Consider the following 16,946-nt stretch of genomic DNA (forward strand, 5'->3'; position numbering starts at 1 on the left):
ATGAATGTCAGCCGAAGAAAATTCTTCAAAGTATGCGCTGGCGGTATGGCAGGGACAACGGCAGCACTGCTCGGCTTTGCGCCGGAAGTGGCATTGGCGGAAACACGACAGTACAAACTGCTGCGTGCCCGCGAAACCCGTAACACCTGTACTTACTGCTCAGTCGGCTGTGGCTTGTTAATGTACAGCCTCGGCGACGGCGCGAAAAACGCCAAAGAGACCATTTTCCATATTGAAGGGGATCCGGATCATCCGGTGAGCCGCGGTGCATTGTGCCCGAAAGGCGCAGGCCTGCTCGACTTCGTGCACAGCGACAGTCGTCTGCATTTCCCGGAATATCGCGCACCAGGCTCCAATAAATGGCAGCGCATTAGCTGGGATGATGCCTTTGATCGCATCGCCAAGCTGATGAAAGCTGACCGCGATGCCAATTTCATCGCGCAAAATGCGGCGGGCGTGACGGTTAACCGTTGGCTCTCCACCGGCATGCTGTGCGCTTCGGCATCCAGCAATGAAACCGGCTATTTAACCCAGAAATTTACCCGATCGCTCGGCATGTTAGCGGTCGACAACCAGGCACGCGTTTGACACGGACCAACGGTAGCAAGTCTTGCTCCAACATTTGGTCGCGGTGCGATGACCAACCACTGGGTCGACATCCGTAATGCCAATCTGATCGTTGTGATGGGCGGGAACGCGGCTGAAGCGCATCCTGTCGGTTTCCGCTGGGCGATGGAAGCCAAGATTCACAACAAAGCCAAACTGATAGTTATCGATCCGCGCTTTACGCGTACGGCATCGGTCGCTGATTTCTATACGCCGATTCGCTCGGGCACCGACATCACCTTCCTGTCGGGCGTACTGCTGTGGCTGCTGCAAAACGACAAAATCCAGCATGAATATGTGCAGGCGTACACCAATGCCAGCCTGATCGTGCGTGAGGATTATCACTTTGAAGATGGCCTGTTCAGCGGCTACGACGAAGAGAATCGCAAATACGATAAAACCAGCTGGAACTACGAGATGGGCGACGACGGCTTCGCCAAACGCGACGCCACGCTCACCCATCCGCGCTGCGTGTGGAACCTGCTGAAACAGCACGTCAGCCGCTACACGCCGGAGATCGTCGAACGTATCTGCGGTACGCCGAAAGCAGACTTCCTGCACGTTTGCGAACTGATTGGCGAAACCAGCGCGCGCGATCGTACCACCTCGTTCCTGTATGCGCTCGGCTGGACGCAGCACTCGGTGGGCGCGCAGAACATCCGCACCATGGCGATGATTCAGCTGCTGCTCGGCAACATGGGCATGATTGGCGGCGGCGTAAATGCGCTGCGCGGCCACTCCAATATTCAGGGGCTCACCGATCTCGGCCTGCTGTCGCAAAGCCTGCCGGGTTACATGACTTTGCCGTCGGAGAAACAAGCCGATCTGCAAACCTATCTGGCTGCCAATACGCCAAAAGCGCTGCTGCCGGGTCAGGTGAACTACTGGAGCAACTATCCGAAATTCTTTGTCAGCCAGATGAAAGCCTTCTTCGGCGACAAAGCCCAGAAGGAAAATAGCTGGGGCTTCGATTGGTTGCCGAAGTGGGACAAAGGCTACGATGTGCTGCAGTACTTCGAAATGATGTCGCAAGGTAAGGTCAACGGCTATCTGTGTCAGGGCTTTAACCCGGTGGCGTCGTTCCCGAATAAGCGCAAAGTGATCGCTTCGCTGTCGAAGCTGAAGTTCCTGGTCACCATCGATCCGCTCAACACCGAAACCTCAACCTTCTGGGAGAATCACGACGAATTTAATGATGTTGATCCGTCACAGATTCAAACCGAAGTGTTCCGCTTACCATCCACCTGCTTCGCCGAAGAGAACGGTTCCATCGTTAACTCCGGTCGCTGGCTGCAGTGGCACTTCAAAGGCCAGGATGCGCCAGGCGAAGCGCTGAATGATGGCGAGATTCTTTCCGGCATTTACTCTCGCCTGCGCAAGATGTACGCCAGTGAAGGCGGTGCGCTGCCTGAGCAGGTGTTGAACATGAGCTGGAACTATAAAACGCCTGAAAATCCTGCCCCGGAAGAAGTGGCGATGGAGAGCAACGGTAAAGCGCTGGCGGACGTGTTCGATGACAAAGGCACGCTGCTGGTGAAAAAAGGCCAACAGCTCAGCACCTTTGCCCATCTGAAAGATGACGGCAGTACCAGCAGCGGCTGCTGGATTTTCGCCGGCAGCTGGACGCCAGAAGGCAACCAGATGGCGCGCCGTGACAACACCGATCCAACCGGACTCGGCAACACGCTGAACTGGAGCTGGGCATGGCCGCTCAACCGCCGCATTCTCTACAACCGCGCCTCGGCGGATCCGCAAGGCAATCCGTGGGATCCTAAACGTCAGATCCTGAAGTGGGATGGCAGCAAATGGGGCGGCATGGATGTGCCGGACTACAGCGCCGCCGCGCCGGGCAGCGATGTCGGGCCGTTCATCATGCAGCCAGAAGGTCTTGGTCGCCTGTTTGCGCTCGACAAAATGGCCGAAGGTCCGTTCCCGGAACACTACGAGCCGTTTGAAACGCCGATTGGCACCAACCCGCTGCATCCGAATGTGGTATCCAACCCGGCGGCGCGCGTGTTCAAGGACGATTTGGCCTCGATGGGCCAGGCGGAGCAGTTCCCATATGTCGGCACCACCTATCGTCTCACCGAGCATTTCCATTACTGGACCAAGCACGCGCGGCTCAACGCCATCGCGCAGCCGGAGCAGTTTATTGAAATCGGCGAGAAGCTGGCCAACAAGCTCGGCATCGCGCAGGGCGATACGGTGAAAGTGAGCTCCAATCGCGGCTATATCAAAGCCAAAGCGGTGGTCACCAAGCGCATCCGTCCACTGAACGTCGACGGCAAAATCGTCGATACCATCGGCATTCCGATTCACTGGGGCTATCAGGGCGTGGCGAAGAAAGGCTTTATCGCTAATACCCTGACGCCGTTTGTCGGTGATGCCAACACGCAAACGCCAGAATTCAAGGCGTTCCTGGTCAACGTCGAGAAGGTGTAAGGAGAACGAATATGGCTTATCAATCTCAAGACATTATCCGCCGCTCCGCCACCAATGGACTCACGCCTGCCCCGCAGGCGCGTAACCATCAGCAGGAAGTGGCGAAACTGATCGACGTGACCACCTGTATCGGCTGCAAAGCGTGTCAGGTGGCGTGTTCAGAGTGGAACGATATCCGCGATGAAGTGGGGCATAACGTGGGGGTATATGACAACCCCGCCGATTTAACCGCCAAATCCTGGACGGTGATGCGCTTCTCAGAAGTGGAGGAGAACGGCAAGTTAGAGTGGCTGATCCGCAAGGATGGCTGCATGCACTGCGCCGATCCCGGCTGTCTGAAAGCCTGCCCCTCTGAAGGTGCGATTATTCAGTACGCTAACGGCATCGTCGATTTTCAGTCCGAACAGTGCATTGGCTGCGGCTACTGCATTGCGGGCTGTCCGTTCGACGTGCCGCGTCTGAATAAAGATGATAACCGCGTGTATAAATGCACGCTGTGCGTCGATCGTGTCAATGTGGGCCAGGAACCGGCATGCGTGAAAACCTGCCCGACCGGTGCGATTCATTTCGGCAGCAAAAGCGATATGCAGGCGCTGGCGGGTGAACGCGTGGCCGAGCTCAACACGCGCGGTTATGCCAATGCGGGCTTGTACGATCCCGCAGGCGTGGGCGGCACACACGTGATGTACGTGCTGCACCACGCCGACAAGCCGCAGCTCTATCACGGTTTGCCAGAAAATCCGAGCATCAGCCCGGCGGTGACGTTCTGGAAGGGGATCTGGAAACCGCTGGCGGCCATCGGTTTTGCCGCCACCTTTGCTGCCTCGGTGTTCCACTACGTCGGCGTAGGCCCGAACCGCGTGGAAGAGGATGAAGACGAGAACCTGCACGAAAAAGAGGAGCGCGAATAATGAAAAAACGCGATCGTCTGGTGCGCTACAGCGCACCGGAACGCATCAATCACTGGATTGTGGCGTTCTGTTTTGTCTTCGCCGCGCTGAGCGGACTGGGTTTCTTTTTCCCTTCGTTTAACTGGCTGATGCACGTTCTTGGCACGCCGCAGCTGGCGCGCATCCTGCATCCGTTTGTCGGTGTAGTGATGTTTGCCGCCTTTATCATCATGTTCTTACGTTATTGGAAACATAATCTGATCAACCGTGAAGACCTGGTGTGGGCGAAAAACATCCGCAAAATCGTGCAAAACGAAGAGGTGGGCGACACCGGCAAATACAACTTCGGGCAGAAGTGTGTGTTCTGGGCTGCTATCATCAGCTTAGTCTTGCTGCTGGTGAGCGGGATTGTCATCTGGCGCCCTTACTTTGCCGGCGCCTTTGCCATTCCGCTGATTCGCGCCGCCTTAGTGGTGCATTCGGTCTCAGCTGTGGCGCTGATCGTGGTGATTATGGTGCACATTTACGCCGCGTTGTGGGTAAAAGGCACCATTACCGCCATGGTTGAGGGCTGGGTTCCGGCCGCGTGGGCGAAGAAACATCATCCACGCTGGTATCGCGAGCAGCGCCAACGCCAAACACAACAGGAAAAACGTCCCTGATGAGTATTCGCATCATCCCGCAGGACCAGCTGGAGAAAGGCGAAAAGCACACGGCGGAGCAGGTTCCGCCGTTACTTTTCCCCCGGTTGAAAAATCTGTATAGCCGCCGCGCGGCGCGTTTGCGCGATCTGGCCGCGAAGAATCCGCTGGGTGATTACCTGCGCTTTGCCGCGGTGATCGCCGAGGCGCAGGAGATCGTGCTGTATGACCATCCGCTGCAGCTTGATCTGCAGCAGCGGCTGGCGCAAAGCGCCGAGCAGGGCAAACCGCCGCTCGATATCCACACCTATCCGCGCGATGCGCACTGGCAACGTCTGCTGCATTCGCTGATTGCCGAGCTGAAGCCGGAAATGAGCGGTCAGGCGCTGGCGGTGCTGGAGAATCTGGAAAAAGCCTCCACCACCGAGCTGGAAAATCTGGCACAGGCGCTGCTGGAAGGTGATTTTGCCCAGGTCAGCAGCGACAAATCGCCCTTTATCTGGGCGGCGCTGTCGATCTACTGGGCGCAGATGGCGGCATTGATTCCTGGCAAAGCGCGCGCGGAATATGGCGAGCATCGCCAGTTCTGTCCGGTGTGCGCCAGCGTGCCGGTGACCAGCGTGGTGCACATGAGCGTGGGCCAGCAGGGATTACGCTATCTGCACTGCAATCTGTGTGAAAGCGAATGGTATGTAGTGCGCAGCAAATGCTCCAACTGCGAACAAACTGGCGATCTGCATTACTGGTCGCTGGACAGTGAAAAAGCGGCGGTGAAAGCAGAAAGCTGCGGCGACTGCGGTACCTATCTGAAGATGCTGTATCAGGAGAAGGATCCCGCCGTGGAGCCCGTCGCCGATGATTTGGCCTCGCTGGTGCTGGATGCCCGCATGGAGCAGGAAGGATTCGCACGCAGCAGTTTGAATCCGTTTATGTTCCCCGGCGATTAAACGTTCCGTTTGTAAGGTCGCCATTCATGGCGACCTTCTTCATGAATTCATTCAACACGGAGGCGAACGATGAAACTGATTGGCAGCTACACCAGCCCTTTTGTACGCAAAATTTCGGTGATTTTGCTGGAAAAAGGTCTGGTTTTTGAATTCGTGAATCAATCTCCGTGGACCGACGACACTCATGTGCCGCAATACAATCCGCTGGGCAAAGTGCCGGCGCTAATTGATGACAATCAGCTCACCTGGTTTGACTCCTCCATCATTGCGCAGGTAATTGAACTGCGCGGTGACGCGCCTGCCCTGCTGCCCGATGATCCCCTCCGCGCTTTGCAAATCCGTCAGCTGGAAAAACTGGCCGACGGCATCAATGACGCCGCGGTGATGATCGTGCGTGAGCAAATGCGTCCCGGCGATCGGCAATCCGAAGAGGTGCTGCTGCGCAATCGCGATAAAATCCAGCGCGGCCTTGATGCACTGGAAACCGCCGCCGCGCAGGGGGAACTGCTCAATAGCGGCGCGCTCAATCTGGCGGATATCGCCACCGGCTGCATGCTTGGCTACCTCAACTTCCGCCGCGTCATGCCAAACTGGTGCGTGAATCGCCCGGCGCTGGTGAAGCTGGCTGAAACCCTATTTGAACGGGAAAGTTTTGCCCGCACCGTACCCCCCACTTGTTAAGCCATCCGATGAAAACCCTGTACAGCCAACTACCTGCGATCGATAGCCTGCTGCGCGATCCCGCGCTGCAGCCGCTGCTTGCTCAAACCGGTACCGCCTTTACCACCCATCAGCTACGCGCCATGCAGCAGGAAGCGCGTGAACACATTCAGCAGCATCAAACCTTGCCCGCCTGGCACGCCAACTGGCCGCAGGAAGCATTACGGCGTGCAGCACGACAGCAGCAAAGTGCGCTACGCCCGGTGTTTAATCTCACCGGCACGGTGCTGCACACTAATCTCGGCCGCGCACAACTGAGCGATCGCGCCATTGAAGCGGTGGTTAACTGTTTACGCCAGCCGGTAACGCTGGAATACGCGCTGGATGAGGCGGCCCGTGGCCATCGCGATAATGCCGTCAGTGCGCTGCTGTGCGAGTTAACCGGCGCCGAAGCGGCATGCATCGTCAATAACAACGCGGCGGCAGTTTTGCTGATGCTGGCGGCCTTAGCGCCGGGGCGTGAAGTGATAGTCTCGCGCGGCGAGCTGGTCGAAATTGGCGGCGCTTTCCGTATTCCTGACGTAATGCGTCAAGCGGGCTGCACACTGGTTGAAGTTGGCACCACCAATCGTACTCACCTGAAGGATTATCGCGCCGCGATCGCAGAAAATAGCGGCCTGTTGATGAAGGTGCATACCAGTAATTACCAGATTCAGGGCTTTACCCATGCGGTAACCGAAGCGGAGTTGGTTGAGTTAGGCGAAGCGTATCAATTGCCGGTGATTACCGATCTTGGCAGCGGTTCGCTTATAGATATGACCGGGTTTGGCCTACCCGCCGAGCCGATGCCGCAGCAGCTGATTGCCGCCGGCGTCAGTTTAGTCAGTTTCTCTGGCGACAAGCTGTTAGGCGGACCGCAGGCTGGCATCATCATCGGTAAAAAAGCGCTGATTGAGCAGCTGCAATCGCATCCGCTGAAGCGTGCTCTGCGCGTTGATAAAATGACGCTCGCCGCGCTGGAAGCGACCTTGCAACTGTATCGTCAGCCAGAAACCTTGCGTGAAGCCTTGCCGACGCTACGGCTGCTGACGCGCTGCTCGCAGGATATTCTGCAGCAGGCTGAACGGGTAATGCCGCCCTTAGCGCAACGTTATAGCGCTGATTTTTCACTGGCGATCGCGGCGTGTTCATCACAAATTGGTAGCGGATCGCTGCCGGTTGAGCGCATTCCCAGTTATGCCATCACCTTCACACCGCGCGATGGTCGCGGCAGTCACCTAAACCACTTGTCGCAACGCTGGCGTAGCCTGGCGCGCCCGGTGATTGGTCGCATTCAGGAAGGCAAACTGTGGCTGGATTTACGCTGCCTCGATGATGAAACCGCCCTGATTCAGGCGTTAGTCGCATGATTATTGCCACCGCTGGGCACGTCGATCACGGCAAAACCGCACTGTTGCAAGCATTAACCGGCGTCGATGCCGATCGCCTGCCGGAAGAGAAACGGCGCGGTATGACTATCGATCTCGGCTACGCCTACTGGCCGCAGCCGGATGGGCGCGTGCTCGGCTTTATTGATGTACCGGGCCACGAAAAATTCCTCGCCAATATGCTGGCCGGCATTGGCGGCATTCATCATGCGCTGCTGGTGGTGGCCTGTGACGATGGCGTGATGCCGCAAACGCGCGAACATCTGCAATTGCTGAGCATGGCCGGCCAGCCGCCGCTCAGCGTGGCGCTGACCAAAGCCGATTGCGTGGATGAAGCGCGCATCGCCGAAGTGCAGCAGCAGGTAGCTCAGCTCACGCAACAGCTTGGCTGGCTGGCGGTGCCACAATTTGTCACCAGCAGCCACACGCAGCACGGCATCGATGCGCTGCGGCGGCATCTCAGCACCCTGCAGGAGCCGGCGTTCGACACTCGCTACCGTTTTCGTCTCGCCATCGATCGCGCCTTTACCTTAAAAGGCACCGGTTTGGTGGTCACCGGCACCGCGCTGTCGGGGGAGATCAACGTCGGCGACACGCTGTGGCTTAGCAGCCTGAATGTGCCACTGCGCGTGCGCGCGCTGCATGCGCAAAACCAATCGGTGACGCGGGCGCAGGCCGGTGAGCGCATCGCGCTGAATATCGTTGGCGATGTGGAAAAAGCGCAGATCGCCCGCGGCGACTGGCTGCTGGCAGAACCACAACCGCAAGGCACCACGCGTTTAACCGTGGCGCTGCGCTTGCTGCAGCCACTAAAAAGCACCTCGCAGCCCATTCATGTCCATCATGCCGCCAGCCGCGTTACCGGACGCATTATGCTCCTGGCCGATAATCTGGCAGAAATAGTGCTGAATGAACCGCTCTGGCTGGCAGAGAACGATCGGCTGATTATCCGCGACAGCAGCGCCCAGCAAACGTTGGGCGGCGCGCGCGTGCTGCTGCTTAACAGCAAAAAGCGCGGGAAACGTCAGGCGGATTACCTTGCCTGGCTGCAACAACTGGCCGCATCAGAAGGCGATGACGCCAACCTGCGCGCGCATCTGACGTATCAACCCTGCGAATCAGCTGAATTGGCCTGGGCGCGGCAGCTTACGCCGCCTGCGCTGGACGCCCTGATGGAAAATGTCTCACCGGTTCAGCTCGGTAACGCGCTGATGAGTGCCGCACAAGCAGCCAACTGGCAACAGACGCTGCTGGAGGCGTTGGCGCATTTTCATCAGCAGCATCCGGAAGTGCCGGGCATCGGGCAGGATCGTCTGCGCCGGGTAGCAATGTCGCATCAACCGGCCGCATGGGTCTTCGCGCTGATTGAGCAACTGCTGGCACAAGGTCAGCTGCAACAGCGACAGGGCTGGCTCCATCTGCCTGATTTCGAACCGCGCTTTAACCCGCAGGAAGAAATAGTGTGGCAGCAGGTTGGCCCGCTGTTTAGCGACCAGCCGCTATGGGTACGCGATATCGCGCTGACGTTACAGCAGGATGAGCAGACCATTCGCTCGCTGCTGCTTACCGCTGCCCGCCTCGGGCACATTACAGCGATCGTGCGCGATCGCTACTATCGCAGCGACCAGATCCAGATCTTCGCCGATCTGATTCGCCAGCGCGCCGCGCAAGGTGGCAGCACCAGCGCCGCCGATTTCCGCAACCAACTCGGTACCGGGCGTAAAGTGGCGGTGCAGATTCTGGAATTCTTTGACCGCAGCGGCTTCACCCGCCGTCGTGGCAACGATCATCTGCTGCGCGACGCACGCCTGTTCCCCACCTCTTCTGCTTAAAATCTCTGGCGTTGCCTCGCAGTTTTATCTGTAACGGCGCTGCAACGCGCATTCCCCGTTGCGCAAAAAAGTGCCAGAATGTAAGAAATACTCTTACAGTGGATAACGATAATGGCACGTACCATGACGATCGATTTAGGCGATGAACTGCGCGAGTTTGTTGAATCTCTGGTTGAGTCCGGCGACTACCGTACGCAAAGCGAAGTGGTACGCGACTCGCTGCGTTTGCTGCGTGAGAAACAGGCGGAATCGAAGCTGGAGAAGCTCAGAGAGTTAGTCAGGGAGGGTTTCGAAAGCGGCCCAGGAAAAGAGTGGGATCATGAAGATTTTCTAAGACGTGCAAAAGCCAGGGTAGGCATTTATGAAAAGGACCATCACGATAAAACCGGAAGCTGATGCGGATCTGATGAAGATCTGGATTTATGGATACTGGAATTATGGCGAGCAGTTAGCTGATGATTATAGCTCCAGATTTGCTCAGCTCTTCGACAAACTCGCCATGTTTGATTTAGGTCGCAAACGACCAGATTTAGGTAAGCAGATCTATTCGCTGCCTCTCGGACAGCATGTTGTGATCTATCGCGCTGAAGTGGATGAAATCTTTATCGGCCGCATCTTGCACCACTCGCAGGAAATCAGCGCCGAATTTTAAAACAACAAGGGACGATTTCTCGTCCCTTCCGATTTATCCGGCCCCTACAGCGTAGGGTCGCCATTTATGGCGACAAAGCCAATTACTGCAACAGCGAAATATCCGCTACCTGCAGGAACAGCTGACGCAGCTGTGCCAGCAGCGTCAGACGGTTAATACGCACCGCCTGATCGTCAGCGTTAACCATCACTTTATCGAAGAAATTGTCCACCGCTTCACGCAGTTGCGCCAGTTCCACCAGCGCATCCTGATAGCGACCCTCTGCAAAGAACGGCTGCAGCTTATCGCCCAGCGCGGTCACGAAGGTCGCCAGCTGGATCTCTTCGTTCTCTTTCAGCAGGGAAGCCTGCACGCTGTCATTCAGGGTTTCGGTCGATTTCGCCAGGATATTCGACACGCGCTTGTTGGCCGCGGCCAGCGTGGCTGCGGCTTCCAGCGTACGGAAATGCGAAACCGCCTTCATGCGCGCATCGAAGTCTGCCGGACGAGTTGGACGACGCGCCAGCACCGCCTGAATGGTGTCAACGCTGTGGCCCTCTTCCTGATACCAGGTACGGAAGCGACCCAGCATAAAGTCGATCACTTCATCGACCACTTTCGCGTTGCTCAGCTTGCTACCGTACAGACGCACCGCTTCTTCGGTTAGCGTTTGCAGATCGAGCGGCAGGTTTTTCTCAACGATGATGCGCAGCACGCCTAGCGCCGCGCGACGCAGTGCGAACGGGTCTTTATCGCCTTTAGGATGCTGACCAATACCGAAGATGCCCGCGAGGGTATCCATCTTGTCAGCAATCGCTACAGCACAGGCGACAGGATTCGACGGCAGATCGTCACCGGCAAAGCGCGGCTGATACTGCTCGTTCAGGGCCACGGCCACATCTTCCGCTTCGCCATCGTGGCGCGCGTAGTGCATGCCCATCACGCCCTGCGTATCGGTGAACTCGAAGACCATGTTGGTCATCAGGTCACATTTCGACAGCAAGCCGGCGCGGGTCGCGTGATTGACATCGGCGCCAATCTGCGCCGCAATCCAGCCAGCCAGCGCCTGAATGCGGTCAGTTTTATCGCGCAACGTACCCAGCTCTTTCTGGAACAGGACCGTTTCCAGACGCGGCAGGTTATCTTCCAGACGCTGTTTGCGGTCAGTGTTGAAGAAGAATTCCGCATCCGCCAAACGCGGGCGCACCACCTTCTCGTTACCGGAGATGATCTGCTGCGGATCTTTGGATTCGATGTTGGTTACGAAGATGAAATTCGGCAGCAGTTTGCCCGCCGCGTCGTACACCGGGAAGTACTTCTGGTCACCTTTCATGGTGTACACCAGCGCTTCAGCCGGTACCGCGAGGAACTTCTCTTCGAACTTCGCCGTCAGCACCACCGGCCATTCCACCAGCGAGGTCACTTCTTCCAGCAGGCTTTCGCTCAGATCGGCGATGCCGCCAATTTTCTGCGCTGCCGCTTCAGCATCCGCTTTGATTTTGGCTTTACGCGCGGCGTAATCAGCGACAACGTTGCCACGCTCCAGCAGCAGCTGCGGATATTGATCGGCATTATCGATAGTGAACTCTGGCTCGCCCATAAAGCGATGACCTCGAATCACGCGATCGGACTCAATACCGAGAATCTTCGCGGGAATCAGCTCATCGCCGAGCAGCAGCGTAACGGTGTGTACCGGGCGCACAAACTGCACGTCGCTCGCACCCCAGCGCATTAGCTTAGGAATCGGCAGCTTGCTCAGCGCAGTCGCGACCATCGCGGGCAGCAGCGCCTGCGCGCTTTCGCCAGTGATCGCTGCGCGATGCACCAGCCATTCGCCTTTATCGGTGCTCAGGCGCTCAGCCTGATCAACGGTGATGCCGTTGCCACGCGCCCAGCCTTCGGCCGCTTTGGTCGCCTTGCCGTCGGCATCAAACGCAGCGGCGATAGCCGGGCCACGTTTTTCAACTTCGCGATCCGGCTGCGCGGCGGCAAGGGTAGCCACTTTCAGCGCCAGACGGCGCGGCGCGGCAAACCAGCTCACCTCGCCATGCGCCAGACCGGCGCTATCAAGTTCAGCGGTGAAGTGCGCAGCAAAGGCTTCTGCCAGGCTGCGCAGCGCTTTCGGAGGCAACTCTTCGGTGCCAATTTCCACCAGGAAAGTTTTATCGGTCATGGCTGCCTCTTACTTGTTTTTATTGCACATTGGGAAGCCAAGCGCCTCGCGGGACGCGTAATAGGCTTCCGCCACGGCTTTCGTCAGGGTGCGGATACGCAGGATATAGCGCTGGCGTTCGGTGACTGAAATCGCCTTGCGGGCGTCCAGCAGGTTAAAGCTGTGTGCCGCTTTCAGAATGCGCTCGTAGGCAGGCAGCGGCAGCGGTTTTTCCAGCGCCAGCAGCTGCTGCGCTTCTTTCTCATACTGCTCGAAGCAGGTGAAAAGGAAGTCGACGTCAGCGTATTCGAAGTTGTAGGTCGACTGCTCCACTTCGTTCTGATGGAACACTTCGCCGTAAGTGGTTTTGCCGAACGGACCATCGCTCCACACCAGATCGTAAACGCTGTCTACGCCCTGGATGTACATCGCCAGACGCTCTAAGCCGTAAGTGATCTCGCCGGTTACCGGCTTACACTCCAGGCCGCCAACCTGCTGGAAGTACGTAAACTGCGTCACTTCCATGCCGTTCAGCCACACTTCCCAACCGAGTCCCCACGCACCGAGCGTTGGGTTTTCCCAGTTATCTTCGACAAAGCGAATATCGTGAATGGTCGGATCCATACCCAGCTCTTTCAGCGACCCAAGGTACAGCTCCTGAAGATTGTCCGGGTTGGGCTTAATCACCACCTGGAACTGGTAATAGTGCTGCAAACGGTTCGGGTTTTCACCGTAGCGTCCGTCAGTTGGACGACGCGATGGCTGTACGTAGGCGGTGGCCATCGGCTCTGGGCCTAAGGCGCGCAGGCAAGTCATCGGGTGAGAGGTGCCGGCGCCCACTTCCATGTCCAACGGTTGGACGATGGTGCAGCCTTGACGCGCCCAGTAATCCTGCAAGGTCAGGATCAGGCCCTGAAAGGTCTTGGTATCAAACTTTTGCATGTTGAATTCGCACGCGATACGGATCGGTTAAAAAAAGAGTGCGCCAGTATACCCTTTGACCGCAGATTGTGCAGCCGGAAATCCAGCGCCAATTTCGTCGCTATAGCGCGCAGGTTATTGATACAGAGTGATCTGAATTGCAGCCAGAAGGGTTGTTGGCGTGCCACCCACTGGCTACCCTTCTTCGCAGTGAATGCAAGAGGACGCCATGCAGCAAAAAATCTACTGGATCGATAACTTACGCGCGGTTGCCTGCCTGATGGTGATCGTCATCCACACCACCACCTGGTACATCACCGGGCCCATGGCGGTAACCGGCACCAGCTGGGATGTGGCGAACCTGCTTAACTCGGCGTCGCGCGTCTGCGTTCCGCTATTCTTTATGATCTCAGGATATCTGTTCTTCGGCGAACGCAGCGCGCAGGGGCGGCATCTGCTGCGCATCGTGCTGTGCCTGCTGTTTTACAGCGCGGTGGCGCTGGCATATATCACCTGGCTAACGCCGATCAGTGAAGGACGATCGCTGCTCAAACTGCTGCAAAAACCGGTCTTCTATCACCTGTGGTTCTTCTTCGCCATTATCGGCATCTATCTGCTTTCACCGTTGATTCAGGTGAAAAGCGTGGCGCCGCGCTACGTGGCCATGTTGGTCATCGTGTTGGCGGTACTGGCGAATCCCAATACCGTGAGCCAGTCGCTGGGGCCATTCCACTGGCTGCCGGTGAATCTTTATGTCAGCGGCGACAGCATTTATTACCTGCTGTATGCGCTGCTCGGTCGCGCGATTGGCTGTATGGAGACGGATAAGCGCGGCATTAGCTGGCTGGCAGGATTAGGCTTTATCGCCTGCGTGATTGGCATTGCACTCGGCACTAAACAGATGCTGAAAATCAACGGCGCGTTCAATGATACATGGTATCTCTACTGCGGACCGCTGGTGTTTATTGCTGCAATTAGCCTACTGATAGTGTTCAAAAATAGGTTGAATCAGCGCGCCCTGCCGGGGCTGGCGACGATCTCGCGCTATTCACTGCCGATTTATGGTTTCCACGCGCTGTTTATCCATTATCTGCGCACCCATCATTACGACGACATGTCGCGGCCGTGGCTCGATTTACCTTGGGTGATGGGCGTTACGCTCCTTGGCAGTTTGCTGCTAGCGATGCTGTTAAAACGCATCGATAAACGTCATCTGGTGAGCTGATCGTCCCAACGCTGATACGCTCGCTTCAGCTGGCGTGCCGAGGAGAATCCGGCCGCCAGCGCCGCTTTTTCCGCCGCTTCGCCCTGCTGCTGACGTTGACGTGCAATCACCAAACGCAGCTGCTCATGATACTCACGTACGCTGATCCCCAGATGCTGACGGAACAGCCGCGTAAGATGACGCTCGCTGACGTGCGCCCGCTCGGCGAGTGCGGTAAGCGACCAGTCGCGCTCGGGATGGGCAATCATCAGGTCCTGCGCGCGATGAATCGCCGGATGCAGATGGTTGCGATAGCGCAGCCACGGCGAGAGTTGCGGATCATCGCCCGAACGGCGGAACCACACCACCATTTCGCGCGCCACCTTCAGCGCCTGTTGCGCACCACATAAGCGATTGATCAGATGGAGCGCCAGGTCGATACCGGCGGTAATGCCAGCGCTGGTCCAGATGCCGCCATCTTCCACGAACACGCGGTTATCTTTCACCAATGCAGCGGGTGCGGCGGCTTTCAAACGTGGCAGAACATCATGATGGGTGGTGCATTGCACGCCATCCAGCAATCCCGCCTGAGCCGAGAGCAAAGCACCGGAACAGATACAGATCAATGTGATGCGCTTAGCATCAATGTCCGCTTGCTGCTGACGCAGCCAGTCACGCGCCAGCGCCGCCGGTGCGGTATCAAACCATACGCGTGAATCATAGACGCCTGGCACCACCAGCAGGCTGTTTTCAGGAAGCTGTGCCGGTAGCGGCGCAACGTCTGCGATGGTCATGCCGGTGGAGCACAGCACGCTGGGCTGCGGGCCGACGTAGTGCAGCGCGAAGTGACCGTCGGCCAGCTGCAGGGTTTCCGCCGGGCCGGTGAGATCCAGCGCCATCACGCCGGGAAGGACAAGGAAGAAGACGTGTTGTGGCATGATGGGCTCCGGGTTAGGGGTGAGGTCTTCAGCCAGGGCAGCATAAATGCCAAATTAGGTGCGACGTTCGGCCAGGGCGGCATGAATGCCGCCCCTACAGCGTAGGGTCGCCATTCATGGCGACCAAATCAGGCCACACCATCTGACATTACTCACTTATCATATCTAATAAAAATTTCCAGCACCTGCCAAATCCAGCCATCATTAAGACATCAACGGCTTTAACTGCTGATACAAGCGCGCAAACTTGTCGCGCTGCGGCTGATAGGCCTGATGACGCGCCGCATCGGGCTGATGCCGCTGCGCCAACGCCAGCGACGGCCATTCGCTATCTGCATCAATTGCCAGCTGCGCTAATCTCGCCGCACCCAGCGCCGGGCCGACTTCGCCGCCGTGACAATAATCCAGCGTCAGCCCGCTAATATCGGCCAACATCTGCCGCCAGTATGCACTACGCGCGCCGCCGCCAATCAGCATCACGGTTTTTGGCTGCACATCACACTCGTGCACCGCATCCATGCCTTCAGCCAATGCAAAACCCACGCCTTCCAGCACCGCGCGCGCCAGCTCCGGTCGGCCATGTTGATGCGTTAAACCAAAGAATGCGCCCTGCGCCTGCGGATTGTTGTGCGGCGTCCGCTCACCAGAGAGATACGGCAGGAACCACAGCGGCGAGGCATCGCTCCGCGCGTTTTCTGCTTCGGCCAGCAGCTGCGGCACACTCTCGCAGCCGGTCAGCGCCGCCGCCCAATCGAGGCAGGACGCAGCGCTTAACATTACTGACATCAAATGCCAGCGCTGTGGCAGCGCATGGCAGAAGCTGTGCACGGCACGCGCTGGATTGCTGAGATAGCCGTCGCTCACTACGAAATAAACACCGGATGTGCCAAGTGAAAGCATGCCTTGTCCCGGCTCGACCATACCAACACCCACGGCGCCCGCCGCATTATCGCCACCGCCCGCCACCAGCGGTACGGCTTGCATACCCCAGCGCGTGGCAACATCCGGCAATAAGCTGCCGGTGATCTGATTGCCCTCAAACAGCTGCGGCATCTGGCTGCGCTGCAAATCACAGGCGTTGAGCATCACATCGCTCCAGTCACGCCGTGCCACATCCAGCCACAGGGTTCCCGCCGCATCCGACATATCGCTGGCGAAGTCACCGCTCATACGCCAGCGCAGATAATCTTTCGGCAACAGCACCTTAGCCACCTGCGCAAACAGCTGCGGCTCATGCTGTTTCACCCACAGCAGCTTGGGCGCGGTAAAGCCGGGCATCATCAGATTGCCGGTGATGTGACGCGCATCCGGCACGCGCTGCTCCAGCTCGCGGCACTGCTCGCCGCTGCGCCCGTCATTCCATAAAATCGCCGGGCGCAGCACCTGATTATCGCTATCCAGCAAGGTAGCACCGTGCATCTGGCCGCTCAGGCCAATCGCCTTAACGCCGCTGAGATCGTGCTGCTGCCCCAGCGCCTGCATGGCTTTATCTGTCGCCTGCCACCAGCTTTCCGGATCCTGTTCGCTCCACAGCGGCTGCGGGCGTGAGATCTCCAGCGGCGCACTCGCCACGGCAATCACCTTGCCGACTGCATCCAGCAACACCACTTTCACGCCGGAGGTGCCCAAATCGATGCCGATAACCATGCTGCGCT

The 16,946-nt window shown here is 57.8% G+C and carries 14 protein-coding genes; 10 read left to right on the plus strand and 4 right to left on the minus strand.

Annotation, left to right across the window (positions count from 1 at the left end; translation table 11 throughout):
- The 9 genes from fdnG (at position 1) to CRO19_RS08300 (ending at position 10,097) form a co-directional block, all read left to right on the plus strand.
- A complete protein-coding gene (gene fdnG / locus CRO19_RS08260; RefSeq protein WP_141400225.1) occupies positions 1-3,048 on the plus strand; it encodes a formate dehydrogenase-N subunit alpha in 3,048 nt (1,015 codons plus the stop codon).
- 11 nt (positions 3,049-3,059) lie between these two features.
- The gene (gene fdxH, locus CRO19_RS08265; protein WP_097095406.1) at positions 3,060-3,959 is read left to right on the plus strand and encodes a formate dehydrogenase subunit beta; all 900 of its coding nucleotides are present in this window, start codon (positions 3,060-3,062) and stop codon (positions 3,957-3,959) included.
- Complete coding sequence (gene fdoI, locus CRO19_RS08270; RefSeq protein WP_097095407.1) at positions 3,959-4,600, plus strand: formate dehydrogenase cytochrome b556 subunit; 642 nt, start codon at positions 3,959-3,961, stop codon at positions 4,598-4,600. The genes fdxH and fdoI overlap by 1 nt, the downstream gene beginning before the upstream one ends.
- Positions 4,600-5,526: a formate dehydrogenase accessory protein FdhE gene (gene fdhE, locus CRO19_RS08275; RefSeq protein ID WP_097095408.1), complete on the plus strand. Its 927-nt coding sequence runs from the start codon at positions 4,600-4,602 to the stop codon at positions 5,524-5,526. The genes fdoI and fdhE overlap by 1 nt, the downstream gene beginning before the upstream one ends.
- A gap of 69 nt (positions 5,527-5,595) precedes the next feature.
- Positions 5,596-6,207, plus strand: a complete 612-nt coding sequence (locus tag CRO19_RS08280) for a glutathione S-transferase (protein ID WP_097095409.1) — start codon at positions 5,596-5,598, stop codon at positions 6,205-6,207.
- A gap of 8 nt (positions 6,208-6,215) precedes the next feature.
- Positions 6,216-7,595: an L-seryl-tRNA(Sec) selenium transferase gene (gene selA / locus CRO19_RS08285; RefSeq protein ID WP_097095410.1), complete on the plus strand. Its 1,380-nt coding sequence runs from the start codon at positions 6,216-6,218 to the stop codon at positions 7,593-7,595.
- Complete coding sequence (gene selB, locus CRO19_RS08290) at positions 7,592-9,445, plus strand: selenocysteine-specific translation elongation factor (RefSeq protein ID WP_097095411.1); 1,854 nt, start codon at positions 7,592-7,594, stop codon at positions 9,443-9,445. The genes selA and selB overlap by 4 nt, the downstream gene beginning before the upstream one ends.
- Positions 9,446-9,556: 111 nt before the next feature.
- Positions 9,557-9,841, plus strand: a complete 285-nt coding sequence (locus CRO19_RS08295; RefSeq protein WP_061719305.1) for a type II toxin-antitoxin system ParD family antitoxin — start codon at positions 9,557-9,559, stop codon at positions 9,839-9,841.
- Positions 9,807-10,097, plus strand: coding sequence for a type II toxin-antitoxin system RelE/ParE family toxin (locus tag CRO19_RS08300; protein ID WP_097095412.1), 291 nt, complete (start codon positions 9,807-9,809; stop codon positions 10,095-10,097). Before CRO19_RS08295 ends, CRO19_RS08300 begins: the two co-directional genes overlap by 35 nt.
- Positions 10,098-10,179: 82 nt before the next feature.
- On the opposite strand, the gene glyS is transcribed toward CRO19_RS08300, so the two are convergent.
- Together glyS and glyQ are read right to left on the minus strand one after the other, a co-directional pair.
- A complete protein-coding gene (gene glyS, locus CRO19_RS08305) occupies positions 10,180-12,249 on the minus strand; it encodes a glycine--tRNA ligase subunit beta (RefSeq protein ID WP_097095413.1) in 2,070 nt (689 codons plus the stop codon).
- Between the two features lie 9 nt (positions 12,250-12,258).
- On the minus strand, positions 12,259-13,170 hold the full coding sequence (glyQ, locus tag CRO19_RS08310) for a glycine--tRNA ligase subunit alpha (RefSeq protein WP_008105242.1): 912 nt from the start codon (positions 13,168-13,170) through the stop codon (positions 12,259-12,261).
- A 208-nt stretch (positions 13,171-13,378) separates the two neighbouring features.
- Between glyQ and CRO19_RS08315 the strand changes: the two genes are divergently transcribed.
- Positions 13,379-14,374 carry an acyltransferase gene (locus CRO19_RS08315; RefSeq protein ID WP_097095414.1) on the plus strand — a complete coding sequence of 332 codons (996 nt, stop codon included), beginning with the start codon at positions 13,379-13,381 and terminating at the stop codon, positions 14,372-14,374.
- On the opposite strand, the gene CRO19_RS08320 is transcribed toward CRO19_RS08315, so the two are convergent.
- Entirely contained in the window at positions 14,359-15,291 is a 933-nt protein-coding gene (locus CRO19_RS08320) for a GlxA family transcriptional regulator (RefSeq protein WP_097095415.1), read from the minus strand. The genes CRO19_RS08315 and CRO19_RS08320 overlap by 16 nt on opposite strands.
- Before the next feature lie 204 nt (positions 15,292-15,495).
- Positions 15,496-16,938 carry a xylulokinase gene (gene xylB / locus CRO19_RS08325; protein ID WP_097095416.1) on the minus strand — a complete coding sequence of 481 codons (1,443 nt, stop codon included), beginning with the start codon at positions 16,936-16,938 and terminating at the stop codon, positions 15,496-15,498.
- Positions 16,939-16,946 lie beyond the last annotated feature (8 nt).

Source organism: Candidatus Pantoea floridensis (assembly GCF_900215435.1).
In the GTDB taxonomy this organism is placed as follows: domain Bacteria; phylum Pseudomonadota; class Gammaproteobacteria; order Enterobacterales; family Enterobacteriaceae; genus Pantoea; species Pantoea floridensis.

Excerpts from the sequence above, each read along its gene's own strand:
- fdxH (WP_097095406.1), top strand. The coding sequence starts at position 3,060 with ATGGCTTATCAATCTCAAGACATTATCCGCCGCTCCGCCACCAATGGA.
- fdoI (WP_097095407.1), top strand. The coding sequence starts at position 3,959 with ATGAAAAAACGCGATCGTCTGGTGCGCTACAGCGCACCGGAACGCATC.
- fdhE (WP_097095408.1), top strand. The coding sequence starts at position 4,600 with ATGAGTATTCGCATCATCCCGCAGGACCAGCTGGAGAAAGGCGAAAAG.
- CRO19_RS08280 (WP_097095409.1), top strand. The coding sequence starts at position 5,596 with ATGAAACTGATTGGCAGCTACACCAGCCCTTTTGTACGCAAAATTTCG.
- selA (WP_097095410.1), top strand. The coding sequence starts at position 6,216 with ATGAAAACCCTGTACAGCCAACTACCTGCGATCGATAGCCTGCTGCGC.
- selB (WP_097095411.1), top strand. The coding sequence starts at position 7,592 with ATGATTATTGCCACCGCTGGGCACGTCGATCACGGCAAAACCGCACTG.
- CRO19_RS08295 (WP_061719305.1), top strand. The coding sequence starts at position 9,557 with ATGGCACGTACCATGACGATCGATTTAGGCGATGAACTGCGCGAGTTT.
- CRO19_RS08300 (WP_097095412.1), top strand. The coding sequence starts at position 9,807 with ATGAAAAGGACCATCACGATAAAACCGGAAGCTGATGCGGATCTGATG.
- glyS (WP_097095413.1), bottom strand. The coding sequence starts at position 12,249 with ATGACCGATAAAACTTTCCTGGTGGAAATTGGCACCGAAGAGTTGCCT.
- glyQ (WP_008105242.1), bottom strand. The coding sequence starts at position 13,170 with ATGCAAAAGTTTGATACCAAGACCTTTCAGGGCCTGATCCTGACCTTG.
- CRO19_RS08315 (WP_097095414.1), top strand. The coding sequence starts at position 13,379 with ATGCAGCAAAAAATCTACTGGATCGATAACTTACGCGCGGTTGCCTGC.
- CRO19_RS08320 (WP_097095415.1), bottom strand. The coding sequence starts at position 15,291 with ATGCCACAACACGTCTTCTTCCTTGTCCTTCCCGGCGTGATGGCGCTG.
- xylB (WP_097095416.1), bottom strand. The coding sequence starts at position 16,938 with ATGGTTATCGGCATCGATTTGGGCACCTCCGGCGTGAAAGTGGTGTTG.